This window comes from Calditrichota bacterium (assembly GCA_013151735.1).
In the GTDB taxonomy this organism is placed as follows: domain Bacteria; phylum Zhuqueibacterota; class JdFR-76; order JdFR-76; family BMS3Abin05; genus BMS3Abin05.
Genome location: JAADHR010000022.1, coordinates 1 through 26,467, shown reverse-complemented (window position 1 = coordinate 26,467; position 26,467 = coordinate 1). Strand labels below are relative to the sequence as shown.

Here is a 26,467-nt window from a genome sequence, read left to right as displayed (position 1 = left end):
CCATGAGCCAGAAATTCTCTAAGAAAATCCAACGGTACTTTTTGACCGGAATTGTTGTTTTAACGCCAATCGTTTTAACGATTTACATCTTCTGGAAAATATTTATTGTTTTTGACAACTGGATGGCCGGGATCCTCCAGTTTCTTTTCGTTCGGGTTTTAGGAATCTCAAACTATTATCACCGCATCCCGGGTATTGGCATCCTGGTGATGATTCTACTGATTATTCTGGTTGGAATCCTCACAAGGCTCTATATCGGCCGGAAATTGCTTGATCTTGGAAATTGGATTGTGGGTAAAATCCCCTTTTTTAACAGCATCTACATGACACTCAAACAAATTGTGGAGGCGCTGTTTTCAGACAAAGGAGAGGTTTTTCGAAAAGCCGTGCTCATTGAATATCCGCGGAAGGGCATTTATTCCATTGGGTTTATGACACAAGATACACGGGGAGAAGTTCAAAACCACTCCTCAAAAGACCTGATCAGTATTTTTCTTCCAACCACACCCAATCCAACCTCCGGCTTTTTGCTTTTTGTCCCCAAGGAAGATACTATTGAATTAAACATGTCCATTGAAGAGGCCATCAAGTTAATTGTTTCCGGCGGAGCCATTAACCCGGAAGAATTGGAAAAAGCGCAAGTCATCGAAACAAGCGAAAAGACAAACACGATTTTTTCGTTCTTGCGGAAGAACAAAAATCAAAAAGAAAAACGCGGTTCTTAACCGAGCATGAATACACTATTTAGGGCATTACGAAAATGGGCATGGTCCCTTTTTTGGGGATGTTTAACGTCGCCGCTACTCTCTCAAACGTCTTCCCCAAACATCAATCTGAACTTTCAACAAAATTACACATCCTACACCTGGAAAGAAAATCTTAATTACCAAAAAACATTCTCGAATCATCGATCATTGACCATTCAAAATCACTACGTCAGCAATTTGCTCCGCACATCTTTTTCCCAAAATAAATGGCGGGACAGCGCCCAATTGTCTCTCGAATACCAATCCCCCCTGTGGCGGGCGATTGACCAGGTTTTTCAGACCACGTCATCCACCTATATTGACAAACAAACCGGTTACGAAAACAGCGCCAGAACACACCTTATTTCCTGGGGCGTGAAAACCTCTCTTCTGAAAAAAATTCACCTGAAGAGTGTTCTGGGAGAAAAATGGGACCGGCGTCAGGGCCAACAGGACAGAGGGTTGTATTATTTCACAAATGCCACACTCACGCCATCGTCCTGGCAGGGATACGTGAACCGATTTCGACTGAATTGGCAGGGCAGTGAAATGGGCCGACGACGGGACTACGATTTCGGAATCGGCTACAAGATTGCCCGGGAGTTTTATCCGGGGACTATAGACTCTCTTTCCTTTCAATTCTACAATACCCGGCGGGATTATTACATTTCAATGAAGGGCGATCTGGAATCCAGGCGGGGAAAAAACCGAAGGCTCTCGAATTATCTGGTGTACCCGATTTCCAGCTCTTTGAAGATGAAACAAATTTCCACATTCTATTCGCGCGACACTTATATCAACCAGCGGCTGCGAACGGCTGCCGGAGGAAATCGTACAAGAGAAAATCTGGGTGCTACTTCGGAAACCGAGCTTCAATTCAAAAACCGGTTTATACGATCCACCCTGGGAATGCTTTATGTATATGAATCAGAAACATACACCTTTTCCCGATCCATGCAAGCCAATCCTTTCAGCGGAATCCCAGGGACCCCTGACAATAAAAATCGTCTGCTTGAAATTCGCCATGATCTCGCCCTGCATTGGGGAACGCAAGACAGCCTTATTTTCCAGAACTCCATCAGCCGCCTGCAATACGACACGCCAGATACGTCCAATTTTGACGACAGGGATGAACTCCGAACAACTCACTTAATCGAATGGTCTCATCTTTTCTTACCCGGTTTTCAGATAAAAATTGGCGGTAATGTGCGGCTGCGGCACCTTGTGTATCTGTTTTCTCAAAAGAGTGCCGACAACAACTGGAACCGAATCTTCCGTATTTATTCAAATCTGGCATTTTCCCGTTCTCCGGGATTTTCCTTCAAACAGCGGGCAGAAGTTCTCGCCAATTACACGGATTACGATTTTGAGTATGTGATGCAGCAGGTGAAAAGTTATGTGTTCAGGGAGTTTTCTGTCACCGATTCAGTCTCCTGGAATCTGTTTGGACAAACCCGTCTTTCGGGTTACTACCGTCTTGAATTTGAAGAGAATGGGCGCTTATTCTGGGATGCGTTTGCAGAACAACCCCTGTTGAGCCGGCAAAATCATTACTACTCACTTATGGTGGATTTCCCCATTCTTCAGGTATTTCGGGTTTTTGGCGGTTTTCAGGGTTATTTTAGAAAAGAGTGGCCATACAAAATGATTCAAAACAATATTCGAAGATCAAATGCACCCAAGCGATTCAGAAGCTACGGCCCGGTTCTAAAAATCTTTCTGTTGGGTTCCCAGCGCAAACAAGGGATTGTCTCCATTTCCACGCTCCGTGTAAAAAACCGGGATGAAAAGCCCTATTTTATCAATCAGATTAATTTGCAGGCACTGTGGCATTTCTAAATGAGACTTTTCGAGCTTGCATCGATTAAAACTTTTCTCTATATTTAAAAGAAGACAGAATGATTAAATAACCTGCATTCATAATTTTCGCCACGAAGACTCTAAGTCACGAAGGTTTTTACAACTAAAGTAATTGGCTATTTGACACTCAGTTCGATTTAAATATTTTCCGTTTCAATGAATACTTATTTATCCTTTTGTTTATCAGACCTTTGTGCTTTTGTGGCTTTGCGGCCAATGAATTTTTAGGATAAGACGGCTACAAAAACCTTTATGAAAAAATATAGTCTAACACTGGCCAGTCAATTGGACAAAATTGAGGAAGCCGCTCTATTTATTGAAAAGGCTCTCATTAATCTCCGGTACTGCCCGAAAAACCGGGACAACATTGTGATTGCAGCCACAGAGGCCATTACCAACGCAATCATTCACGGGAACAAAAATGACCCAAAAAAAACCGTTCAGATCACGGTAGAGGGTTTAAACGATCGAATTGTGATCCACGTAAAGGATCAGGGAAAGGGATTTCATCTTCATTCTATTCATAATCCATTGGCACCCGAAAATATTATGCGGGAAAACGGACGCGGCATTCTGATTCTGAAATCTCTTATGGATGATATTACATTTAATTTTTCTCCGGATGGAACGGAGATTGTATTAACCAAATATAAATCCGGTAAGAAATAGATTGCCTTCGGCTTTCATAAATGCAGAAATTCATCATTTTATTATTGCATCACTATCAAATTTGTGGTAAATTAAATCAACTATCATTTCATTTCCTGATGGAATTCTAACAATTGCCTTTTATTGATCATCAAAACCCCATAAACAAGGAGGAAGCCTCACATGCAGATTAAGGAAGAAATTCGTGGAGACGTTGCTATTCTTTATCTCAAAGGAAACCTCATGGGTGGGCCTGAGGGAATGCAAGTCCATGAAAAAGTGAAAAGTCTACTCAACGATAAAATCAAGAAAATCGTAATCGACCTAAGCAAGGTGAAATGGATGAACAGCTCCGGGCTGGGCATTCTTATGGCCTGTTTGACCTCTACCCAAAACGCGGGTGGGAAAATGAAGATTTCAGGCGCCACCGAGAAAATTAAGAACCTCTTTATGATTACAAAATTGATTACTATTTTTGAAACTTTTGAAAATGCAGACCGCGCAGTCGCCAGTTTTCAATCCTGATTTTTAACGTCCCCGGCGCTCCAAAGGTGCCGGGGACATTGATTCCTGCTGCAGGGGCAATTCATATAAAGGCAATTCATGAATCGCCCCTACGTGAATTGTTCTTACAATCTACTTCAGCAGAAACTTCCCTTTCAACCGAATATCCCGTGATGAACCTCCGATCAACACCTCAAACCAGCCCGGTTCCGCCACCCACTTTTTGGCGTTGGGATCGTAAAACGACAGGTGTTTTTTATTTAATTTAAAGGTTACCCGCTTGGTTTCACCCGGCTTGAGACTCACCCTGGCAAATCCCTTTAGGGCCTTTACCTCCCGCGGAACACTGGCTTTTACATCATGCACATACAGCTGAACCACCTCGTCTCCGGCTACTTGTCCCGTATTTTTTACTTGAAGCTGCACCCGGACCGTGTCCTTTTGGCCGATTTTTTGGGGTGAAATGCGAAGATCGCTGTACGAAAATGTGGTGTACGAAAGTCCGTACCCAAACGGGAAAAGCGGTTCGATGTTTTTCTTGTCGTAGTAACGATACCCCACAAAAATACCTTCCTTGTAATACGCCACATCTTTCTTCCCCGGGTACGAATCATGCACGGGTGTGTCTTCCCAGCGTTTGGGAAAAGTCAACGGCAAGCGCCCCGATGGACTCACATCCCCAAACAGAATGTCGGCCAGGGCGTTTCCTCCTTCCTGCCCCGGGTAAAGGGCGTCGATGATGGCCGGAACCGCGTTTATCCAGCGGTTCATCAAAATGGGAGTGGCATTGTTCAGGACTACGATGGTATTCTTATTCACCGCCGCCACCCTTCGAATCAGCCGCTCCTGTTCCGCTGGCAGCGGCAGGCTGTCCCGATCCACCGACTCCCCTTCCATTTCAGCATTCAGGCCCATGCACAAAACGGCCACATCCGAGTGTTGCGCCAGATTCACAGCATTTTTCAAATAGTTCGTCGGATGATAGGGCGCCAGACCCAGTTTTGCCTGGCAGCTTCCCACATTTTCATAGAAGTCCACCCGAATCTTGTACCACTTGCCCTTTTCAAATCTGTATTTGGTGATTTTAAATTTCCCGGGTCTTGAATCGATCCAGGAATCGATGATTTTTTTGCCATTCAAAAAAAGGCGAACGCCGTTGTCCGTTTTCAGTCCAATGTAGTACCAGCCATTTCCCGGGGATTTGAATTGCCCCGTCCAGCGCGCCGACCATTTGTCCAGGCGAATGATCTTTGGATCGGGCGAACCCAGGTGCTCCGGATCCCGTTCTCCGCCGTAGCCCCAATCGAAATCGATCGCTTTTTCCACGCGCGTCAGCGCAGGCTTTCCCTCAAGATCGCGGTTGTTGAAATATTCGGCGTAGATTCCGGGATTTCCGTTGGGCAGACGGTAGTATTCGGGGCCCACGATGGGAAGCGTCGTTACTTTTTGCTCAACGCCCCGTTCAAATTTCACGGTGATTTTATTGCCAACCTTTTTCCGAATGCCCTCCAGCGGAGAGATTCCGTAATTGCCGGTCAACGAGCCGCTTCCGCCGCCGTGCATTCGGGCCACATCCCCGTTGGGGCCGATCACGGCAATCGATGTGATGTGATCTTTCCTGAGGGGCAGTATGTGGTTCTGATTTTTCAGAAGTACAATGCTCTCCTGTGCCACCTTTCTTGCCAGGGCCCGGCGTTCGGGGGTATCGTCAAAACCGCCGTAAGCCATGATATTTTCATCAAAAAGTCCTGCCTTAAACATGACCCGCAAAATCCGCCTCACCTTGTCATTCAGGGTCGATTCCGAAACCTTTCCCTCTTGAACGGCCTTGAGTAACTTCTCGCCGTAGTATTTCCCGGTGGGCATTTCCAGATCGAGTCCGGCGTTGGCCATCTGCACGGTGGAATGAGAGGCTCCCCAATCGGTCACCGCAACGCCCCGAAATCCCCATTCGTTTTTCAAAATATCAGTCAGCAGGTATTTGTTTTCGCAGGCGTAGGTCCCGCGGATCCGATTGTAAGCGCCCATAATCGTCCAGCCGCCAGCCTCTTGTACGGCGGCCTTAAATGCCGGCAGATAGATTTCCCGAAGCGCCCGCTCGCTTAGCTCAGCACTCACATCAAATCGGTTCCATTCCTGATTGTTGGCCACATAATGCTTGGTGCAGGTGATCACATGTTTGCTCTGGACGCCTTTCACGTACGCCACCGTCATTCGGGACACCAGGAAGGGGTCTTCGCCAAATCCCTCAAACGTGCGGCCGCCCTGCGGCACACGGGCAATGTTGATACAGGGGCCCAGAAGCATATTCCGCCCCAGGATACGCACCTCTTCGCCGATGTTTTCCGCCACCTTTGCCATCAGCGGCACGTCAAACGTGGCCGCCAGATTGATCATGGCCGAATAATTTGTGGCGTGTCCCCGTCCGTTTGGACCCAGCGGACCGTCCGTCATGATGAACTGGGGGATGCACAGCCGGACATTCCTTTTCGTGGTGAAACCGTTTCCTCCGACCAGATCCACCTTTTCCGCCAGCGTCATTCGGGAAAGCAAATCCTTAACCCGCGCCTCCACGGGTGCTTTGCTGTTTTTGTACAGAGGTACGTCCGGGCCTTTCGCTAAAACCAGACCCGATAAAACCCAGAAAACAACCACAAGTAAACGTGCTTTTTTCAACATGCCTTTTTTCCTCCGGATTAGTTATTGTTGATGCAGGGATTTATTTCATTCACGCATTCGCGGCGAAAAAATTCAAGTTTGACTCTTTACCTCATTTTTCTAACCGAAACCGCCTTGTCAGGCGAATGTCACGGGAAGAGCTCCCCACGCGTACTTGAAACCAGCCGGGTTCCGTTACCCAGCGTTTGCTTCCAACATCATAGAAAGCCAGATCGCGTGGCGAGATTTTAAAATGCACCGCTTTGGTTTCCCCTGGCAACAGGTGGACACGGCTGAATCCTTTCAGAGCCTTGAACTCCCTTGGAACACGGGCCTTTTCATCGCGGACATAAAGTTGGACAACCTCGTCGCCTGCCCTTTTACCTGAATTGGTTACATTCAGGTTCACGCGCAGACTTTCATCTGAGTGCAGGTTGTGCGTGCTCAGGTTTAGATCGCTGTAGGTAAAGTGTGTGTACGACAACCCAAACCCAAACGGAAACAGGGGCTCGATATTTCGGGTGTCGTAATAGCGGTATCCAACCCAAATTTTCTCCCCGTAAACCAGCCGGTCATTGGTTCCCGGAAAGAAGGGAAATGTGGGGTTGTCCTTGTAGGCCGCCGGAAAGGTCACCGGAAGCTTCCCCGACGGATTGGCGTCACCCAAAAGAATGTCGACAATCGCCGCGGCTCCCTCCTGCCCCGGATAAAAGGCGTCCAGAATGGCCGGTACGGAATCCACCCAGCTCGTCATCGTAACCGGCGTTCCTCCGAAAAGCAGCACAATCGTGTGCTTTTGAACCCGGGCTACCTCCCGGATCAGTTTGTTTTGTGCCCCGGGCAGGTCCATTCCGGCCCGGTCCAATCCCTCACCCTCAAATGAGTGATTGAGTCCCACGCACAAGATCGCCACATCCGATTGCCCGGCCAGCGTAAGCGCACGGGGGTCAATGGTTTCCGGCGCGTCTGGTTCCCACTCCAACCGCACCCCGGCCACATTTCCCACCTCAAAATACTCTACCTTAATGGCAACCGGTTTTCCTTTCTCCAAAAAAATCCGTTTGCTGCGAAGTTGAAAATCGTGGTTTCCCCAATTATTGACGAATAGTTTCCCGTTCACAAACAACCGGCTTCCGTCGTTGCTCTTTACGCCAAGCCGGTAAAAACCGCTCTTGGGAGGTACCAATTTTCCCGTCCAGCGTGCCGAAAAACGGTCGGGATGCACCGCTTTATCCGGAGAGCCCTTGCCCCAATTAAAATTGATCGCACGGTCCAGACGGGTGATTACCGGTTTGCCCTTAAGATGAAGATTGTTAAAATACTCGCCCTTGACACCATGAAGGCCCTTCATTCCCTCCGGAGGCAAAAGAAACCGGGACGGAACGGCCGGGTACTCCTGAACAAAGGTCACGGCTTTGAGGGAGCGGATTTGAACGTGCGAACCCAATTTTTGCCGAAAAGCCTGAACCAGCGATTGGGAACGAAACGGGGTGATGGAAGAACTTCCTCCGCCTGCCAGATAGGCTTCTTCTGCCCAGGGGCCGATTAAGGCCAGTGATTTAATTTTGGCCCGATTCAGGGGCAGCTGGTGATTTTGATTTTTGAGCAGCACAACGGATTCCTCGGCCACCTCGCGGGCCAGTTTCCGGTGAGCCAGTGTATCCAGCGGCAGAGATTTTGGGGACGTGTTTTCGTCCAATAGACCAAGGCGGGCCATTACACGCAGGATGCGCCGGGCATGCTCATCGATAACCGTCCGGGGAACGCGCCCATCCCTGACAGCGGCGGCGAGCGAATCACCAAAAAAGCGGGGCGGGCCGGGCATCTCCATGTCCAAACCGGCCAGAGCCGCCCCCACCGTGCTGTGTGTGGCGTCCCAATCGGACATGACCAAACCGGAAAATCCCCATTCCTTCTTAAGGATGTCCGTTAACAGGCGGCGATTGGCCGTGGCATAATATCCGTTCACACGATTGTAAGCGGCCATCACGGTGAGGGCGTGCGCTTTTTGAACGGCCGCCCTGAACGGCGGCAGATAGATTTCACGAAGGGTGCGTTCATCCACCACCACATTGACATCGTTTCGCTGGAACTCCTGATCATTGCAAACGAAATGTTTCACACAGGCCGCAACCTTCTGGCTTTGCACACCGGAAATCCAGGCCACAGCCATCTGAGCAGAAAGAAAGGGATCCTCCGAATAGCTTTCAAAATTGCGCCCGCCAATGGGAAGCCTCTGGATATTCACGCAGGGGCCCAAAATGATTTGCTTGCCATAGTGCCGGGCCTCCCCGCCAATGGCCTGCCCGACGCGGTAAATCAAAGAGGTGTCCCAGGTGGCCGCAAAGGAAATGCCCGCGCCAAAATAAGTGGCGGGTACGCCTCCCACACCCAGGGGACCGTTGGCCATTTGCAGCGCCGGAATATTCAGACGGGGAATGCCATGGCTGCTCATGCCGTCTTTCCCGGACATGAGTGAAATCTTTTCCCGAAGCGTCATTTGAGAAAGAAGCCCTTGGATGTGTGCCTCGCGTTTTGGAGAAAGGGGTTGAGCGGCGGTCGGATCAATCGATTGCGCCAACCAAAAAAGAGCGGAAACAATCAGAAAAAGAGGCATTCCAATGGGAAAACGAACGGTCATGCGTTCTAATCCTTATGTGGTTCTGGTAAAATGAGGTACCCGTGGTTTTCCAAAATTCCTCACAATTTAAGAAAAACAACCGGTATTGTCAAGAAGGATTTTGGGGGATGACTTTATTCTTCCCTCGCACGGCTTCGCCTGCGTAAAAAAGTGCATTTTTTATGACGAAGAATCGGCACCACAGCAAACAGGGCTCCGTTCAACACCGGCTTTAATGGAGAGATTGCCGGGAGCAGCGGCTCCGTTGAAAAGTCATCAGCGCGGGCAGGCACCCGCTAAACCAGCCGTTTTAAGAGATATTCCGCCTCATTTTGAAACAAACGCAGAACGGCAACCGTAGATAGTAACGTATTGCAATCTCCGGTACAAACAAATCCTGACGGCATTCACTGGGGTTCCTAAAAGAGACAAAACTGTCTTGTAAGAGGCTCGGTCAATTCATTCGGGGCTGATCGGGTCGGTATCATTTGAATGTCACCACATAAACGGAGGATGACAAAAATGAAAATTGCATTCCTCATTTTGTTTTTTTCAGTCTTTATGGCGGCGGCCCCTCATTCTTTACAGACTTCACCCGGACAATCCATTCAGCCTTATGTTGATTTTATCAAAAATCAAGAAACAACGGCCAAGGATTATATTCTAAATCTCTTCAAAAAATATGATCTTGTTATGATCTGCGAACGTGATCACAGGGATATTACCCAATATGATCTTTATTTGTCGATTCTCCGGGATCCTTACTTCGTAAAGAATGTGGGGCATGTTTTTACGGAGGTAGGGGTCAGCACACTTAATCCTGAGTTAAATCGTTTCATGCATAATGATCGTCTATCCGAAAATGAAGTAGAAGAGAAACTCCTGTATTTTCAAAGAAATGCCGTTGTTTGGCCGCTATGGGAAAAGTACAATTATCACTACTTTTTGAAGGAATTTTATGCCGTCAACCGTAATTTACCCGCTGAGATGAAAATTAATTTCTATCCATCGGATGTTCCGTTCAATTGGGATTGGGTGAAGAATGAAGATGATCTAAAGGATTTCTGGCAAAGGCTCATAAGAAACGGCAAAAAAAATGTTCGGGACAGCATTATGGCGGCACAAATCATTGATACCTACGATTCACTGTATGCACATTCCCGGCGAAAAAAGGCTCTCATTATTATGAACTACAGACACGCATTTAATGATTCCTTTGATCCCAAAGCCTACAATACCGGCCGGTTTTTATTTCAGAAATACCGCGGACGTATTGCAAATGTTCTGGTGAATAATTATATGGTATATACTAATCCTCCCTATTCTGCAATTCAACGGGGCAAATGGGACGCGGCCTTTCAGCTTGCTTCAGTAGACGATATTGGCTTTAATCTCAGAAACAGCCCTTTTGGTAAGGACTCTTTTGATTATTATCCTGATAAGCAAAATCTAACGTACCAGGATGTTTTTACAGGAATGGTCTTTTACAAGCCTTTGGAAAAGTTCAAACTGGTCATTGGAATACCTGGCATTGTGAATAAAACCTTTCTTCATGAACTTTTGAGGCGTGAAAAGATTTTATGGAAAATAAAAGGAAGAAGACATACCATGTCTCCGGACGAGCTTATGCGCTACTATAATGGTAAACGAAGTTTTAAATTATCCAATTTGGATAAAATAAAAAAAGAGATCCATTCTTGGATGGAATAAATGAGCAGTGGAAAAGAGCACTGGCTCTATGGCAGAGGCAGCCGTGCATGGCGGCATGCCCTGGAAACTCGTCGGGACGGCCAAATGCTGATCAGACCTAATTGTTTAATCTACCGAGGAATGACGAAACCCGAAGACTTTCGTCGATGGCGGGAGTTTGGATCCGTTTGACTGTTTTCCGCATCAGACAATCCCCTGTTTTGAACCAAACCACAGTGATTTTCCCTTGATTTCCCATGATTTTTTTTCTATTTTGAAAAGGCACAGGAAAGATTTAACCGAAAGTCAGAATCAGGCCTTTTACTCTCTCTGTGGTACTCCGTGTAACCGAAAAAAAAGAGTGACACAGGGAACCTCAGAGAAAGAAAAAAGAGAACCACAGATAAAAAACAGCACTCAGCATAAATAGGGATTTCCAAATGATTAAAGACAGTGTCCGTTCCATTCATTTTATCGGCATTTGCGGTACAGCCATGGCCAATGTGGCTGTTCAGCTGAAAAAAATGGGGTACCGGGTGACCGGATCAGACGAAAACGTCTATCCTCCGATGAGCACCTTCTTGCAAAAAAACGATATTTCTCCTGCCGAAGGCTACCGGGAATCCAATCTGGATCCGGCACCTGATCTGGTTGTGATCGGAAACGCCATTTCCCGTGGAAATCCCGAAGCAGAAGCCGTGCTTGAAAAAAAATACTTCTATCTTTCTCTGCCCGACGTTATTCGCGAGTTTTTCATCCGCGGAAAGGATTCCATTGTGGTTTCCGGAACGCACGGGAAAACCACCACGACCTCTTTGCTCTCCTGGGTGCTGGAGGTGGCTCAGCTCAAACCCAGTTTTCTCATTGGAGGGATCCCAAGAAATTTTGGCAAAGGTATGAAAATTGAAGACGGCCCCTACTTCGTTATCGAAGGCGATGAGTACGATACCGCCTTTTTCGACAAACGCTCCAAGTTTTTGCACTATCTTCCCGAAATAACGATCATCAACAATATTGAATTTGATCACGCCGATATTTTCCGTTCTATCGAGGACATTAAGCTTACCTTCAGCCGCCTGATTAATTTGATTCCACGAAACGGCCTTCTGGTCATCAACGGCGATGACCCCATTGTGCGTGAGCTGGCACAAAAATCCTTTGCCCCGGTGGAATCCTTTGGATTCCGCAGTGATGTTGACTGGCGTATTGAAAATCTCCGGCCCTCCCGGGAAGGGATTTCCTTTTCCATTTCCAGAAACGATCAGGCGGTGAGCGAATTCTATCTTCCCCTCACCGGGCACCACAGTGCGCTGAATGCAGCAGGCGTCATTATTGTTGCCAAACATCTGAACATTTCAAATGATACGATTCAGGACGCCTTTAACTCATTTCAGGGCGTTAAGAGACGCCTTGAGGTTAAGGGAATCCTCCAGGACATTACCATTTACGATGATTTTGCTCACCATCCTACGGCTATTCGGGAAACGCTGGAGGGGCTTGTGGCCCGCTTCCCGGAACAGCGGGTGTGGGCACTTTTTGAGCCGCGAACCAACACCACCCGCCGCAATATTTTTCAGAAGGACTTTCCTCTGGCATTTGAGAAGGCCCATGGGGTTGCAATAGGGAAAATCAACCGGCCCCACTTGCTTAAAGATGATGAAAAATTGGATCGGGAACAGATTGTAGCGGAACTGAAAAAAATGGGCAAGCCGGCCATGTATTCCGATTCGGTGGAAGAAATTATCGATTGGCTGCTGGAGCGTGTGCACCCTGGTGATCAAATTCTGGTTATGTCGAACGGTTCATTTGACGGAATCTACGATAAATTGATAAAAGCACTGGAGGAAAGAGAATTTACCAATGAAAAAGGGGCGCTCTGAAAACGACACCCCATACAAAATTGGGGACTGAAAAGGGCACGCTAATCTTCGCTATTCTCCGTCAGAAGTCCATATTGTCGGAGTTTTTCGCGAAGGGTTGATCGGGAGATACCCAGTATCCGGGCCGTTTTCGATTTATTGTTCTTGTTCTGTTTCAAAACATGCAGAATGTGCCGCTTTTCCATTTCATCCAAAGAAAAACCCGCCGAATAATCGGATTCCGTTTCCACGTGTGTAGATTCGCTTTCCGTTTGAAGTTCCAGGGGAAGATGTTCCGGCTCCAGCCAATCCTTTTGGCACAAAATACTGGCTCGTTCAATTACATTTTTTAACTCCCTCACATTCCCGGGCCAGGAATAATACAGCAGTACCTTTTCTGCTTCCGGAGAAATGCCTTTGATGTCCTTATTGAACTCCCGATTATTCACGTCCAAGAACAATTTGGCGAGCGGCAGAATATCCTCCTTGCGGTCACGCAGGGGGGGCACGTCTATTACCATTACTTTCAGGCGATAAAATAGGTCCTCCCGGAATTCCCCGTCCTTTACGCTGTCTTCGAGATTCTTGTTGGTGGCCGTAACAATTCTCACATCTACCGGAATATCCACCGTGCCGCCCACCCGGCGCAGGGTTTGGGTTTCCAAAATCCGGAGCAATTTGGGCTGCAAATTCAGCTTCAGGCTGGACACCTCATCCAGAAAAAGGGTCCCGCCGTTTGCAATTTCAAAAATCCCCTTTTTGAGTATTTTGGCATCCGTAAATGCCCCCTTTTCGTGGCCGAACAATTCGCTTTCAATCAGATTGTCGGGAATGGCACTGCAATTGATTTTAACCAGGGGTTTGTTTCTCCGGTTACTGGCATAGTGAATAGCATTGGCAACCAGTTCTTTGCCCGTCCCGCTTTCGCCCTGAATTAGGACGGAGGTTCGGGGCGTTTGCGCAACCAGCGAAATAAGGTTCTTAACCTCCTGAATTTTGGGACTATGGCCATAAATTCCCCTAATGGGATCGTCCATTTGCTGCCGGCGGAATTGATTAACCTCCCGGCGCAAACGCTGGGTTTCCAAGGCCTTGTCAACCTTCAAACGAAGCTCTTCCAATTCAAACGGTTTCGTCAGGTAATCGTAGGCTCCGGCCTGCATGGCAGAAATGGCATGTGTCAAATCTCCGTAGGCTGTAATCATGATCACCAGCAAATCGGGATCATGCGCCTTTAGCTTGCTCAAAACGTGAATGCCATCGATTCCCGGCAGATTGATATCCAATAGGACGAGATCAAGAATTTTTCTGCTGGCTTTTTCAAGCGCCTCTTCTCCGGAAAAGGCGGTTTCAACGTCATACCCCTTTTTTCTTAAATTGTAAGCAACAGCGGTGCATAAATCTTCATTATCCTCGACAACAAGTATCGATGCCTCTCCCAATTATTCCTCCGCAGGTAATAGTAAAGTAAAAATCGTACCCTTATTTAATTCGCTGGTTACCTTGATGCTTCCCCCGTGTTCTTCCAGAATACGATAGACGATTGAAAGTCCCAGACCCGTGCCCTGGGATTTTGTGGTAAAAAACGGATCAAATATCGCTTCCAGATGATCTTTTTTAATTCCAATACCCGTATCCTTAACGCTGACTTCGGTAAAAAGCATTTCCTTTTTTCGATTTTTAAAATTCTTGCGTCTGCGGTCCACCGCCTCCAGCCGGGTTTTTTTTGCTCTGGCACTGATTATTAACTCTCCGCCATCGGGCATGGCGTCCACGGCATTCAAAATCAAATTAATAAATACCTGTTGAATTTGGTTCAAATCGACAAAGACACGGGGTAATTTTTCCTGGTAATTTTCTTTAAAATCAATTTTGGAGGATGTAATTTTCTTGTTCAGCAAAACGGTGACTTCGTGAATAATATCCTCCAGATTGTGCCATTTTTTGATAGGGGGCCTGGGCCGGGCATAGGAGAAAAAGGCCTTCAGAAGTTCATCCAGGCGGTTCACCTGACGAATAATCCGGGATAAATATTCGCGGCGCGAATCCTGGGGATCGATCTCTTCTTCGAGTGTCTGCGCCATAGTTTTAATCCCGGCCAATGGATTCCGAATCTCATGCGCAATTCCGGATGCCAGCACTCCCAGTGATGCCAGCCGGTCCATTCGGATCATTTCAACCTGCAGGCGTTTAATCTCGGAAATATCGCGAAAACTAATAATGGTTCCCATTTTTTGATTATTATTGTCAACCCAGGGGGTGTTCGAAAAGCCGATAAAAATCTTTTCGCCCTGCTTATTGGTCATTTCCATCTCGCGATTCAGAAGAGAGGTATTCCCCCCCGAATCTTTTGGCAGAAGCTTTTCAATTTCACTTTGAGGGAAGATATCATCGACGGCTTTTCCAATCACCTCGTTTTGAGATATTTTGAGGATTTTTTCGGCGCCCGTATTGAAGTAGGTTATTTTCCGGTCTAAATCCACCGTTATCAAACCCGAACCAATGCTTTTGATAATGCTTTCATTAAAATTCTTCAGTTCAACAATCTGCTCTTCCAACTTGATACGATCGGTAATATCACGGGCAATGCCCACGACACCGTCAATTGCTTCTCCACCCCGAATGGGATTTAAATTGGCAGAAAAATAATGAATTCCTCCCATTTTGTGTTGAATCCGAAATTCCACCGTGCGGCAATTTCCAAAGAGACACTCTTGAAACGCTTGTATCACTATTTCGCGATCTTCCGGGAAAACGACATCAAAGACGGATTGATTTTTCCATTCCTCCTCAGAATAGCCGGTTAGGGGCTCAAGTTGAGTATTCACAAATTTAAAATACCCCTTTTCATCAAGGGTAAAAATCAGATCATTTGCGTTTTCAATAAGATCCCGATACTTGTATTCAGTCTGCCGAATTTCTTCCTGAAGGGCCATATTCTGTCTGCGGACGTCATTCAGCTGGAGTACATTTTCAATGACATTAATGAGCTCTCGATGGCCAAAGGGCTTAATCAAAAAGGCTGCCAGCCCTTTTTCAAACATGGAGACACGGTCAATTCCGTTGTCGCCCCGGGCCGTTAACATAATTATGGGAATATCCCGGAATCTCCTGTATTTTTCATCGGTTACAAAACGATTGAAAAATTCATCCCCCCGCATTTCAGGCATCATGTAATCCAGAAGAACCAGGTTGGGATGATGAGATTGGATTTTTTCGAATCCCTCCTCCGCATTCCTGGCTTCAATAAAATTATAGCCGGCTTTTCGAATAATGATGCGTCCGATATCTTGCATATCGGGATCATCATCAATCAAAAGAATTGATTTTTTTTGATGTATTTTTTCCATCGCTTTTCATTCTCCAAAGAATAAGGCGAAATATTTTTATCAACTACATGCAATTTTTCGCTGCCCGTTTGTGTTGATAGCCTGCATGCCGGTAAAAGAGCACTCAATAAACTCATGAATACAATTTTTGCAATGAAATTGTTGGGGGAGAATCAGATGAACGGCCTGTTTTTTCTAAACCGGCATGAATTATGGGCAGTGTAAAATAAAATGTCGACCCCTTGCCGATATCCGATTCCACCCAAATCCGGCCATCGTGCGATTCCAGCAGTTGTTTGGCGAGACTCAAACCAATCCCGGTTCCGCCGTACCGCCTGGTATTGGATCCATCCAATTGGCGAAACTCCTCAAAAATCAGCGGAATGTCTTCCTTGGCAATACCAATACCGGTATCCCGAACGGAAAATAGGATTTCGGAGCCTTCCAGACGGCCTCTAATCTCAATTTCTCCTTTCTGAGTAAATTTCATGGCATTGCCCACGATATTGATAAAAACCTGATAAATTTTCTGGGAATCCACATAAACATCGGGCAAATCGGGAGCCAACTGGATGTTCAGTTCAATTGGCAGATTTTGAAGCATGGGTTTTACCGTCGCTTCCACTGCATCAATGATGTTGTAAATTGAGCAGACCTCTTTGTAGAATTTCATCCGACCGTTTTGCAGTCTGGAAAAATCCAGTATTTCATTGATGAGATCCAGCAGGTGGTTTCCTGAGGCAATAATATTTTGAAGCGCTTTTTGTTGTTCATCATTTACCGTTCCGTAAATTCCATCGCGCAGGAGTTCAGCATAGCCGAGGACTCCGTTTAGGGGGGTTCGCAACTCGTGACTGACATTTGAAACAAACTGGGATTTCAGGCGGTTAATCTCTTCCAATTCTTTATTTTTCTTTTTGAGTTCCTCATTTAATTTTTTTAATTCTTCACTTTGCTTCCGGATTTCTTTCTCCGTTTGCATCTGAGAGGTAATGTCCCGGGCAATTCCCTGATATCCATTTACTTCTCCGTTCTTGAAAACCGGAGAAATATTAAGCTCAATATGAATTTTTTCACCACTCTTGGTTCGGACCAGCGTTCGGATATGATCCAAGCTGCCCTTTTTTTGAAGTTTCCTGACCAATCGTGACCATCGGTTTCTTTCTTCCAGGGCAATCACATGTCTGAAGTGCATCTTCAAAAGCTCTTTTCGGGAATAACCCGTAATCGTAATAATTTTGTTGTTGACCAGAACAAAACGGCCCTTTTTGTCCAACACGTAAATTCCATCGTTGGCATTTTCAACCAGATCCTTGTAACGCTGCTCCGTTTCATCCAACCGTTCCTCGAGTCCTTTGCTTTTCAATACCTTCTGGATGGTTACGGGAAGGGTTACAAGGTAGCCTTCCGACTTAATCAGATAATCATAGGCCCCCTTTTTGATCGCTTTAACAGCGATCACTTCGCTCCCCATGCCGGTGACAACGATAATCGGGGTCTGAATCCCCATTCTCTTTATTTCTTCGAGAACAGCCAGGCCATTTTTGTCGGGAAGAGAATAATCCAGGATAATGGTATCGAAAGAGTCCTGTTCCAAAACGGACAGACAGGATTTTGCCGAGAAGGCTTTCGTTAGTATCAGTCCAGAAATAGCCTGTTTTAAAGCAATTTCCGTCAGTTCGGCATGGTCGACGTTATCTTCAACCAGAAGGATTTTCCATTTGGGCATTGATTTCGACTCTCCTCACGTTCACACTTCGTTCAGTGAATGACCGGATGGGCCATTCGATTCCGTTTCTCCGCTTTCCCATCCCCTGAGTCTTTCTCATGCGGCCAGGGCAAGACCACCCGAAAGGTTGATCCCCGGCCCACCTCACTTTCCACGAGAATGATGCCCCTGTGTAATTCCACAATTTCTTTCACCAAAGACAAGCCCAATCCCGTGCCCTTTTCGTCCTGAGCGGCTTCGTCTTTTATGCGAAAAAATTTATCAAAAATCCTCTCCCGATATTTTGGAGGAATTCCATATCCCTGATCACTCACTTCAATAACAACGCCGGTATCCTCTTCCCTGACGCTTATTGTCACTTTTGTGCCGGAAGGACTGTATTTGATGGCATTCGAAAGCAGATTCAGAACAACCTCTGACATTAGCTTGGAATCGGCTAAAACCGGATGGATCTCATCGGGCAAATTCACATCCAGCGTAATGCCTTTTGTCTGTGCATGGCTGCTGGCGATGTAAAGAATCCCTTCAATCAATTCGTTCAGGCGAAGCAATTGCGGATGAAAATCAATTCTTCCCGCCTCGATTTTGGTCAAATCCAGAAATTTGTTGACCAGATCCGAAAGCCGGTCCGATTCCTGCTTGATAATCTTGGAATATTCATACATGCTGTCGTCATTCAACGGGGTATCCAGTAAAAGTTCAGCGAATCCGGAAATCGATGTCAGCGGCGACCGCAGCTCGTGAGCCACCAGTGATACAAGCTCCGTTTTCATGCGATCCACTTCTTTTTCCCGCGTGATGTCCCGAAGAATGGTAACCGCCGCGATTTTATGCCCGTCGTGATCATCTACCCAGCTGGAACGGGCCTGAAAAACGCTTTCCTTTCTCTGGCCGGGCAGTTTCACAGAAAATTCCCGCGTAAAGGATTTTAACTCGGGGTCCTGATTCATCTCATGCATGAGTTCTTCCAAATGTTTATTGGGAAGAACCCGATCCAGAGGCTGATCCACTATTTGCCGCTCGTCAATTTGAAACCAATCCTCGATAGCCGCATTAATCATCATGATTTTTCCCCGGGGATCGGTTACGATAACACCATCGGCAATGTTTTTGATTATGGCACGGGTTTTTGCGCGCTCTGAAATAATCTGATTGAGATTCATCTCATTCAGGCGGCGCAATTCAACCATCATGTAATTGAATATTTTGGCCAGGCGGCCAATTTCATCCTTGGATTGGATGTCTATTTTTTGCGTGAAATCGCCTCTTGCAATTTCAGTAGCCGATTTTGCAAAGTGTTGTAGCGGAACCGTAATGCGCTTTGCGAAATAAAGCGCGCCAACAATTGCCCACAAAATCCCAAACAACAGGAAAAAGACCGACTCCAGCTTGATTCGCCACACGGGGCTGAAAATAGACTGTTTTGAAACCTGACCCACCACCCAGAGAGGCAATCCGTCCACCTGGCTCACTTCCGTGAACCAGCGGGAAGCAGGCGGAATAGCTTTTGCCCCCGTCTTTGTTCTTCCCGATGGCCGGTTATTTCCGGACAAAGCGAATTCGACGACGGGCAGATCGTCCTTTAAAAAGGGTGTTCCGGAAAGGGTTTGATATTGGCCTTCGGCATCGACCAAAACAAACCGGGAGTTTTTTGAAACAATTGTGCCGGGATACCGCAAATCCTTCAGAACACGTGAAGCCGGAAGAATTCCCGCCACAAACGAACGGCCCGTTTTTTCCGAAAAAGACTTTTTGATGATCAGAAAATAGTGTGATCCGTTGGATCCGGCAGAACTGAAAAAATAAATCCAGGGATCCCGGGCTGATCGGGCATAGTGTGCCAGAATCTGCCGTAAGCTCTTTTCGGAGAGAACCGGAGCCTTTTCCAGGGGAGACTGGTAAATCAGCCGGACACCCCCGTCGGCTGCCGTTCCCGTCCAATCGGAGATTCTCCAGATTTCCCCAAATCCGCTGAGCCACTCATTGGACAGCTTATCTGACGGAATCAACTGAAAAACTTCGAGCTTTTCACTCCATTGATCAATCAGGCGATCAGACAGGGTTTTGCTTATAAGCTGCGTTTGCAGAGCCAGAGTCGTTCTGGCTTGTTTACGCGCATAAATCCAGTTCTGATAATGAAAATAGATTCCCATTAACAGAAGAGGAATGAGTGTAACCAGAATTGTGATGGTTACCAGTTGTTCTAACAATTGTTTTCGTTTAAATAAACCCATAGATTTCAGGAACCTGCAACCACTTTGTTTCGCCCGGACTGTTTGGCTTTGTAAAGATTGGCGTCAACATTTTCAACGAGTTCATCGGAGGTCTCGCCGTCCTCCGGAAAAGTGGCCACGCCAATACTGATCGTGAGTTTGCCATTGGGTTGTTTTTCTTGATTTTTAAACGGCATTTTCTCAATGAGATCCCGAATTTTGTCGGCAACCACAACGGCAGCCTTCTTACCCGTATCCGGCAGAATCAGAATGAACTCTTCTCCTCCGTAACGGCAGGGAATGTCAATTTTGCGGATATTTTCCCGCACCGCATCCGCAATCGTTTTCAAGACCACATCTCCGGCGGGATGACCGTTGGTATCGTTATAGCTTTTAAAGAAATCGATATCTGTCATGATGAGCGAAAGTTCCAGATTATGACGCCGGGCCCGCTCCAATTCGTGGTCCAATTGAGAGCGAAAATAGCGGTAGTTAAACAACCCCGTTAGCCCGTCTGTGATGGCCAATTGCTGAAGCTCTTTTCTTGCTTCATCCAATTGTTCCATTTTATTTTCAAGCTCATCGTGCAGAAATTTAATTCGCAATAGAGAACGCACACGGGCCATGAGTTCGGTTTTATTGAATGGCTTGGAAATAAAATCATCAGCGCCCGCTTCAATTCCCTTGATTTTGTCTTCAATGTCCTTTAGGGCGGTTACCATAATGACCGGAATAAAGCGTGTTTCCGGATCATTCTTAAGCAAACGGCACACCTCATAGCCGTTTTTCTTGGGCATCATAATGTCCAACAAAATCAGATCGGGTTTTTCTTCATAAACCTTTCGGAGAGCTTCTTCGCCATCCATGGCCAGAACAACATCATAACCGGAACCCTGTAAATAGGCCTTCTGCAGTTCCAGATTAATCGCTATGTCATCAACCAGGAGAATTTTGGGCTGTTTTTTCCCGTTTTTCATTCATTCCTATAAACTAAGTTTAAAATAATTTCTCCGAGAAAATCTCACGGTTCCGGAGTCCATTTTACCTGCAGCTGCCGGGCAGCAAGGGCTTCATTTAACCGCCCAACAGGGGTTGTAACGGGAGCCTGTTTGAGGCGGTCTGGATTTTCATCCACTTCCCGCGCAATGTGAAGCAAGGCTTCCGCAAAAGCATCCAATGTTTGTTTCGATTCGGTTTCCGTGGGTTCGATCATCAGAGCCTCGTGAACAATAAGCGGGAAATAGACCGTCGGTGCATGGAATCCCAAATCCAATAAGCGTTTGGCTATGTCCAGGGTCTTGATTCCGTTTTTTTTCTGGCGATCACCCGACAGAACAAATTCATGCATGGGCCTCCGGGGATACGGCAGGTCGTACGCCGATTTCACCCGTTCCAACAAATAATTGGCGTTTAAAATCGCATGCCGGCTCACCCGTTTTAATCCTTCCGAGCCAAGCATTCGAATGTAGGTTAATGCCTTCACCATTACGGAAAAATTCCCGTAAAAAGCCTGTACTTTTCCGATAGAATCCGGATAATCGTACCCAAGGCGGAATTTTTCTCCGGCCTTCTCAACCCGGGGCACCGGCAAGAAAGGAACCAGGCGCTCAGACACGCCTACCGGACCGCTGCCCGGACCACCCCCGCCATGCGGGGTGGAAAAGGTTTTATGCAGATTAAAGTGCATGACGTCCACACCCAAATCACCCGGCCGGACAATTCCCAAAAGCGCATTCAGATTGGCACCGTCCATGTACAACAGGGCTCCGACCTCATCCAACTGTTTTTTGACCTCCTGAATGCGCGATTCAAACAAACCCAGCGTATTGGGGTTGGTTACCATCAGGGCAGCCACCTCTTCATCCAGATTTTCCTTCAGCATATCCAGATCAATTAACCCCTCCCCATCGGATTTAATTTGGACGGCCTGATAACCGGAAACTACGGAACTGGCCGGATTGGTGCCATGGGCAGAATCGGGCAACAAAACCTTTTTCCTGGGATTTCCCTGCTTTTCATGGAAGGCACGAACCATCATCATTCCGGTGAGTTCTCCATGGGCACCGGCAGCCGGTTGAAGGGTAACGGCTTTCATTCCCGAGATTTCACAAAGAGCCTCGCTCAATTCATACATGAGCTGAAGCGCACCCTGAACATCCTCTTCGTCCTGATGCGGATGAATGGCCGCAAATCCTTCCAGGGCAGAAACCGTTTCATTCACCTTGGGGTTGTACTTCATCGTGCACGATCCAAGAGGATAAAATCCCTTGTCAAGATGATAATTCTTATTGGACAATTGAACAAAATGACGCACCACATCAGGCTCAGAAACCTCCGGTAAAACAGGCGGTTCTTTTCGCAGGAATTTATCGGGCAATATGTCGGTAATCGGCTTTTGTGGAATCGTCAGTTTTGGAAGCGTATAGCCTCGTCTGCCTTTCACACTCAGCTCAAAAATGACTTTATCATACATTGCAGGTTGCCTCTTTGCAGTCATAGTTTTCGAAGGGAACATTCGTATCAACTTTAAAAATAACAATAATTCAATGATAATGTCAAGTTATTTTTTAGTAACATTTTTTTGATTTTCCTGAATAATCGGTGTCTGGCGCAAGATTTCCCGTATGACCTTTCCGTCAGCGGCAGGGAAAGGCAGCTCCAAAAGATCCTCCGGAGAAACCCACTGAAACGCATCCACACCGTTCAACACGGGTTTTCCCGACACGTAACGGCAATCAAACATGTGGAGAGTCATTTTAAAATGAGAATAGGCGTGTTTTACATCCATAAAATGCGCAATAATTTCCACGCGGATGCTCAGCTCCTCGGAAATTTCACGCAGCAGACACTGTTCAAATGACTCCCCTTTTTCGCACTTGCCCCCGGGAAATTCCCAGAGTCCGCCTAACATTTTATCTGTCGGACGGCGGGTAATCAAAATCTTTCCATTGGCCCAGATAATTCCGGCAGATACGTCCACATGGGGTACCGGCTTCTTTTTGATTTTGACGGGGATCTCGTTCTCCCGTCGATTCACCCGGGATAAACATATCTCCTGCAAAGGGCATATTTTGCACGATGGACTTTGGGGAGTACACACCAAAGCCCCCAACTCCATTAACGCCTGATTGAATTCCCCCGGATTATTCGAAGGCAAAAGACTTTCGGCCATTTGCCACAGTTTTTCCTTGGCACGGTGTGTGTTAAGAGGCTCCTCAAAAAGCAGAACCCGGCTGAGGACCCGGGCCACATTTCCATCCAGAATCGGAATCGGAACACCAAACGCAATACTCAAAATGGCCCCGGCCGTATAACGTCCAATTCCGGGCAGTTTGAGGACATCCTGCAATTTATCCGGGAAACGCCCGTCGAATTCCTCAACGATGATCCCGGCAGCCTTGTGCAGATTCCGCGCCCGGGCGTAATACCCAAGTCCTTCCCAAACTTTTAGCACCTCTTCCAAGTCGGCTGAAGCCAGGGTCCCGATCGTCGGAAACGCCTCCAGAAAACGATAATAGTAGGGAATAACGGTGAGAACCTGAGTTTGCTGCAGCATGATCTCGGAAATCCAGATTGCGTAAGGATCGCGAGTGCGTCTCCACGGTAAATCCCGCTTGTTTGTACCAAACCAGTGTAACAATTTTTTCGCCAGATCTGAAGCTTGCAAATTTCCGTACCCAATCCACCTTTGCAATATGTATCAATTCAAAAGAATTTTGACAGGATTTACAGGATATTTTTTTCCGTGATCAATGATCTGGTTGATATCACAATAGTCCCAACGAACATCTTCATAAATACGATATTGCATAATCCTGTAAATCCTGTCAAGATATTTGAGAAAAAATAAATTACATTAAACATACAACAACTATTCAGCTATTGCAAGAATTTATGTTCGATTTTACCGACCTTTTGGGTTGATATTCCCTCGATTTTTCGGTATATTATTTTCACAAATAGTCCCTTATCCAAAAAATTCGAACAGCTGACGCGATATTGGATTTTTATGACCATTTATTCGTCTGCCTCTTTCTTTTTTCGAAGAGCCGTTGTTTTTGTTGTCTTTTTTCTCGCATCTGCCCTTCCAGCTCGGGCACAAGGCTACCTCTGGCCGACCGATGCCAGTCACTTTATCAATTCCACTTTTGGTGAATACCGCCCCGGGCATTTTCATTCGGGCATTGACATTAAGACATGGGAAAAAGAGGGGTATCGGGTTTTTGCCGTGCGAAACGGTTATGTTTACCGGGTACGGATTTCACCGTTCGGGTATGGAAAGGCTCTTTACCTGAAGCTGGATACGGGGGAGATTGCCGTTTACGGGCACCTGCAGCGTTTTGCTCCAAAGATTCAACGGGTGATGAAGGCCCTTCAGCGAAAGCGCCAGAAATACTCCGTCGAAAAGTATTTTACCGCAAATCAAATCCCCGTTAAAAAGGGGGAAGTGGTTGCTTTTTCCGGAAGAACGGGAATCGGAGCGCCTCATCTTCATTTTGAGATTCGCGACGCAAAAAACCGTCCCATTAATCCGCTCCTGAAATACCCGTTTTTCAAAGACCGTGTTCCCCCCAGAATCACGGGATTTGCTGTTATTCCATTCGGAAAAAATTCACAGGTGGAGGGAAGGCCTCTTCCCCAAACGTTTCCTGTTCGCCATAAAAAAGGAACCGTTGTTTACCTGGACCACCCCATTCAGGTCTGGGGGAATTTTGGTCTGGCCGTGACAGGATTTGACCGGTCGGCCAAAATTCCAAATAAATGCTCGTTTTACCGGCTCAAACTTCTGGTGGATGGCACGCCTGTTTTTCAAACGGAGTACGACTCCCTTTCCTTTGACCAAACACATGAGATTGTCTTCGATCGCAATTTTCGTTTGCACCAGTGGACGGGGCGCTATTTCAACAACCTCTTTTTGCGGCCGGAAAACAGGCTTCCTTTTTACCATCCTTCCGAGCCCGGAGCCGGATTATTTGAAACGGCAGAAGCGTCACCATCGGAACGGCCGCCCCATTCGCCGGCTGCTGGATTTTCCGGCAGAGCTTTTTCTATTTTCCCGGGGAATCCGGTTCCCCTCCAGCCGGTCACACTTCGTCCCGGAAAACATTATTTTACCGTTATCGCAGAAGACTTCACAGGAAACCGGGCCACCCTAAACGGTATTCTTCTGGTGGAACCCAAAAAAATTTCACCCATCCGATGGGAACGATTTAACGATCACCTTCAAATAACGAATCCGACGCCGGATGAACTTTTTGCGGCACAGTGGATTGGCAAAAAATGGGATCCCCTTTCACTCCAGGCCCTTCTGGGTGCGGACCCCTCACCCTCCGACTTTCCGATTGACATCCCCATTTCCAAAGCGGTACGCTGGTTCAAATTCTGGACCCTTTCAAATCTGGGATTTGATAATTTCCCCATTTTTGTTTCGGCCGATTCAGGTGCATCCGATCTACCAACCCTGTTCAGAAACAGTTCCCTTAAAAAAATCTTTTTGGATGATTTTTTGCTGATCCGTCTGCGTACCGCCGGGCCGCTTGCACAACCCTTGCAATTGGTTTACAACACGGGATTTTCGACGGGGGTTCGTCCGCTGCGCCAGCTTGACTTAACCCGTTACGAAACAACCCTTTCCCTTGATTCCATCGCAAATGCGTTTACGTTGTTCTCCATCCAGGATCCGGTGCATAAAAAGCGAATTCCCATTGACTTCGTCAAACTCTTTAAGATTGAAACGTCCCAGGAAAAAGAAATTCCACTATCACAAGATGGCTCGGGCATTCGATTTCTGAAGAATTCCGCCTACCAGCCCCTTTTCTTCCGATTTGAGAAACTGCCCCTTCGGCGGGCACACCTTTCTGTTCCGGGAGATTCAATCACCTATTTACTGCAGTTAAATCCAGCGGACATTCCTTTGAGAAGGGGTGCGATTCTTTCACTGCATATTCCGGATGGAGAAAAGAATCCCAAACAATTGGCGGTGTATTCACCGTCAAAAAGAAGATGGGTTTTTCAGGGGAATACTCTTTCTGCCGACCGTCGCAATCTCAAGGTTCATTTGAGACATTTTGGGAGATTTACCATTTTGCGCGATACCACCCCGCCGTCCATTCTGGCCCGGTTTCCCCGGCATTTGCAGGTCATTTCCTCAACACGACCCAAAATCGCGGTTCGATTCAAAGACAATCTCTCTGGAATTGAAAATGAAACTTCGATCCGTCTTACTCTGGACGGGAAATTTTGTATTGCGGAATATGATCCCGAAATGAGCCGAATTACCTACCGGCCGGACAAGCCCCTGCAAAACGGAAAGCATCTGTTGCGCATTCGAATCGTTGATCGCTGTGGAAATTCGGTTGATAAAAGATGGAGTTTTATCATAAAAGCCCGCAAGAAACCGTAAGAAAATCATCACCCCAATAAATTGGGGTGATTGTACAAGGTTTTTCACGGAGTACAGTTTATTTACACGGACAATTTCTTCTGCTGTAAATGAAGAATATTCAACATGATGAGCCGAAAAGTCCCCTCTATCAAGAGGGGATTTAGGGGTGTGTTTTCCTGTGATTTGCAGATACTCTGTTCAAGAATTTGAATGAAGCCTCTTTCACG

Annotated in this window: 16 protein-coding genes; 7 read left to right on the top strand and 9 right to left on the bottom strand. The window is 46.7% G+C overall.

Annotated features, from left to right (window positions below; all coding sequences use genetic code 11):
- The first annotated feature begins 2 nt into the window (after positions 1-2).
- The 4 genes from GXO76_01460 to GXO76_01445 all read left to right on the top strand — a co-directional run bounded on the left by GXO76_01460 (position 3) and on the right by GXO76_01445 (position 3,779).
- Positions 3-725, top strand: coding sequence for a DUF502 domain-containing protein (locus tag GXO76_01460; protein ID NOY76514.1), 723 nt, complete (start codon positions 3-5; stop codon positions 723-725).
- Between the two features lie 189 nt (positions 726-914).
- Positions 915-2,585, top strand: coding sequence for a hypothetical protein (locus GXO76_01455; GenBank protein ID NOY76513.1), 1,671 nt, complete (start codon positions 915-917; stop codon positions 2,583-2,585).
- A 273-nt stretch (positions 2,586-2,858) separates the two neighbouring features.
- Positions 2,859-3,275, top strand: a complete 417-nt coding sequence (locus GXO76_01450; protein ID NOY76512.1) for an ATP-binding protein — start codon at positions 2,859-2,861, stop codon at positions 3,273-3,275.
- 162 nt (positions 3,276-3,437) lie between these two features.
- Positions 3,438-3,779: an STAS domain-containing protein gene (locus GXO76_01445; protein ID NOY76511.1), complete on the top strand. Its 342-nt coding sequence runs from the start codon at positions 3,438-3,440 to the stop codon at positions 3,777-3,779.
- Positions 3,780-3,890: 111 nt separating this feature from the next.
- Here GXO76_01445 and GXO76_01440 read toward each other — a convergent pair whose 3' ends face one another.
- Together GXO76_01440 and GXO76_01435 are read right to left on the bottom strand one after the other, a co-directional pair.
- The gene (locus GXO76_01440) at positions 3,891-6,437 is read right to left on the bottom strand and encodes a hypothetical protein (GenBank protein NOY76510.1); all 2,547 of its coding nucleotides are present in this window, start codon (positions 6,435-6,437) and stop codon (positions 3,891-3,893) included.
- Between the two features lie 91 nt (positions 6,438-6,528).
- On the bottom strand, positions 6,529-9,057 hold the full coding sequence (locus tag GXO76_01435) for a hypothetical protein (GenBank protein ID NOY76509.1): 2,529 nt from the start codon (positions 9,055-9,057) through the stop codon (positions 6,529-6,531).
- Positions 9,058-9,558: 501 nt separating this feature from the next.
- Between GXO76_01435 and GXO76_01430 the strand changes: the two genes are divergently transcribed.
- Complete coding sequence (locus GXO76_01430) at positions 9,559-10,746, top strand: hypothetical protein (protein ID NOY76508.1); 1,188 nt, start codon at positions 9,559-9,561, stop codon at positions 10,744-10,746.
- A gap of 419 nt (positions 10,747-11,165) precedes the next feature.
- On the top strand, positions 11,166-12,605 hold the full coding sequence (gene mpl, locus GXO76_01425) for a UDP-N-acetylmuramate:L-alanyl-gamma-D-glutamyl-meso-diaminopimelate ligase (GenBank protein ID NOY76507.1): 1,440 nt from the start codon (positions 11,166-11,168) through the stop codon (positions 12,603-12,605).
- Positions 12,606-12,646: 41 nt separating this feature from the next.
- On the opposite strand, the gene GXO76_01420 is transcribed toward mpl, so the two are convergent.
- The 7 genes from GXO76_01420 to mutY form a co-directional block, all read right to left on the bottom strand.
- Positions 12,647-14,026 (bottom strand): sigma-54-dependent Fis family transcriptional regulator, encoded by a 1,380-nt coding sequence (locus tag GXO76_01420; protein ID NOY76506.1) that lies wholly within the window; start codon positions 14,024-14,026, stop codon positions 12,647-12,649.
- Entirely contained in the window at positions 14,027-15,934 is a 1,908-nt protein-coding gene (locus tag GXO76_01415) for a PAS domain S-box protein (protein NOY76505.1), read from the bottom strand. It abuts the gene before it with no gap.
- A 112-nt stretch (positions 15,935-16,046) separates the two neighbouring features.
- A complete protein-coding gene (locus tag GXO76_01410; GenBank protein NOY76504.1) occupies positions 16,047-17,642 on the bottom strand; it encodes a PAS domain S-box protein in 1,596 nt (531 codons plus the stop codon).
- A 32-nt stretch (positions 17,643-17,674) separates the two neighbouring features.
- On the bottom strand, positions 17,675-19,876 hold the full coding sequence (locus tag GXO76_01405; GenBank protein ID NOY76503.1) for a cell wall metabolism sensor histidine kinase WalK: 2,202 nt from the start codon (positions 19,874-19,876) through the stop codon (positions 17,675-17,677).
- Positions 19,877-19,881: 5 nt separating this feature from the next.
- Positions 19,882-20,832, bottom strand: a complete 951-nt coding sequence (locus GXO76_01400; GenBank protein NOY76502.1) for a diguanylate cyclase — start codon at positions 20,830-20,832, stop codon at positions 19,882-19,884.
- 44 nt (positions 20,833-20,876) lie between these two features.
- Entirely contained in the window at positions 20,877-22,328 is a 1,452-nt protein-coding gene (locus GXO76_01395; GenBank protein NOY76501.1) for a glycine dehydrogenase subunit 2, read from the bottom strand.
- Positions 22,329-22,415: 87 nt separating this feature from the next.
- Positions 22,416-23,507, bottom strand: coding sequence for an A/G-specific adenine glycosylase (gene mutY / locus GXO76_01390; protein NOY76500.1), 1,092 nt, complete (start codon positions 23,505-23,507; stop codon positions 22,416-22,418).
- Positions 23,508-23,864: 357 nt separating this feature from the next.
- Here mutY and GXO76_01385 point away from each other — a divergent pair, with 357 nt between their 5' ends.
- Positions 23,865-26,258 carry a M23 family metallopeptidase gene (locus GXO76_01385; GenBank protein ID NOY76499.1) on the top strand — a complete coding sequence of 798 codons (2,394 nt, stop codon included), beginning with the start codon at positions 23,865-23,867 and terminating at the stop codon, positions 26,256-26,258.
- The last annotated feature ends 209 nt before the right edge of the window (positions 26,259-26,467 follow it).

Bases quoted from the DNA above. Each gene is read 5' to 3' on its own strand.
- GXO76_01445 (NOY76511.1), top strand. From the start codon at position 3,438: ATGCAGATTAAGGAAGAAATTCGTGGAGACGTTGCTATTCTTTATCTC.
- GXO76_01415 (NOY76505.1), bottom strand. From the start codon at position 15,934: ATGGAAAAAATACATCAAAAAAAATCAATTCTTTTGATTGATGATGAT.
- GXO76_01460 (NOY76514.1), top strand. From the start codon at position 3: ATGAGCCAGAAATTCTCTAAGAAAATCCAACGGTACTTTTTGACCGGA.
- GXO76_01405 (NOY76503.1), bottom strand. From the start codon at position 19,876: ATGGGTTTATTTAAACGAAAACAATTGTTAGAACAACTGGTAACCATC.
- GXO76_01440 (NOY76510.1), bottom strand. From the start codon at position 6,437: ATGTTGAAAAAAGCACGTTTACTTGTGGTTGTTTTCTGGGTTTTATCG.
- GXO76_01450 (NOY76512.1), top strand. From the start codon at position 2,859: ATGAAAAAATATAGTCTAACACTGGCCAGTCAATTGGACAAAATTGAG.
- GXO76_01385 (NOY76499.1), top strand. From the start codon at position 23,865: ATGACCATTTATTCGTCTGCCTCTTTCTTTTTTCGAAGAGCCGTTGTT.
- GXO76_01430 (NOY76508.1), top strand. From the start codon at position 9,559: ATGAAAATTGCATTCCTCATTTTGTTTTTTTCAGTCTTTATGGCGGCG.
- GXO76_01410 (NOY76504.1), bottom strand. From the start codon at position 17,642: ATGCCCAAATGGAAAATCCTTCTGGTTGAAGATAACGTCGACCATGCC.
- mpl (NOY76507.1), top strand. From the start codon at position 11,166: ATGATTAAAGACAGTGTCCGTTCCATTCATTTTATCGGCATTTGCGGT.
- GXO76_01395 (NOY76501.1), bottom strand. From the start codon at position 22,328: ATGTATGATAAAGTCATTTTTGAGCTGAGTGTGAAAGGCAGACGAGGC.
- GXO76_01400 (NOY76502.1), bottom strand. From the start codon at position 20,832: ATGAAAAACGGGAAAAAACAGCCCAAAATTCTCCTGGTTGATGACATA.
- GXO76_01435 (NOY76509.1), bottom strand. From the start codon at position 9,057: ATGACCGTTCGTTTTCCCATTGGAATGCCTCTTTTTCTGATTGTTTCC.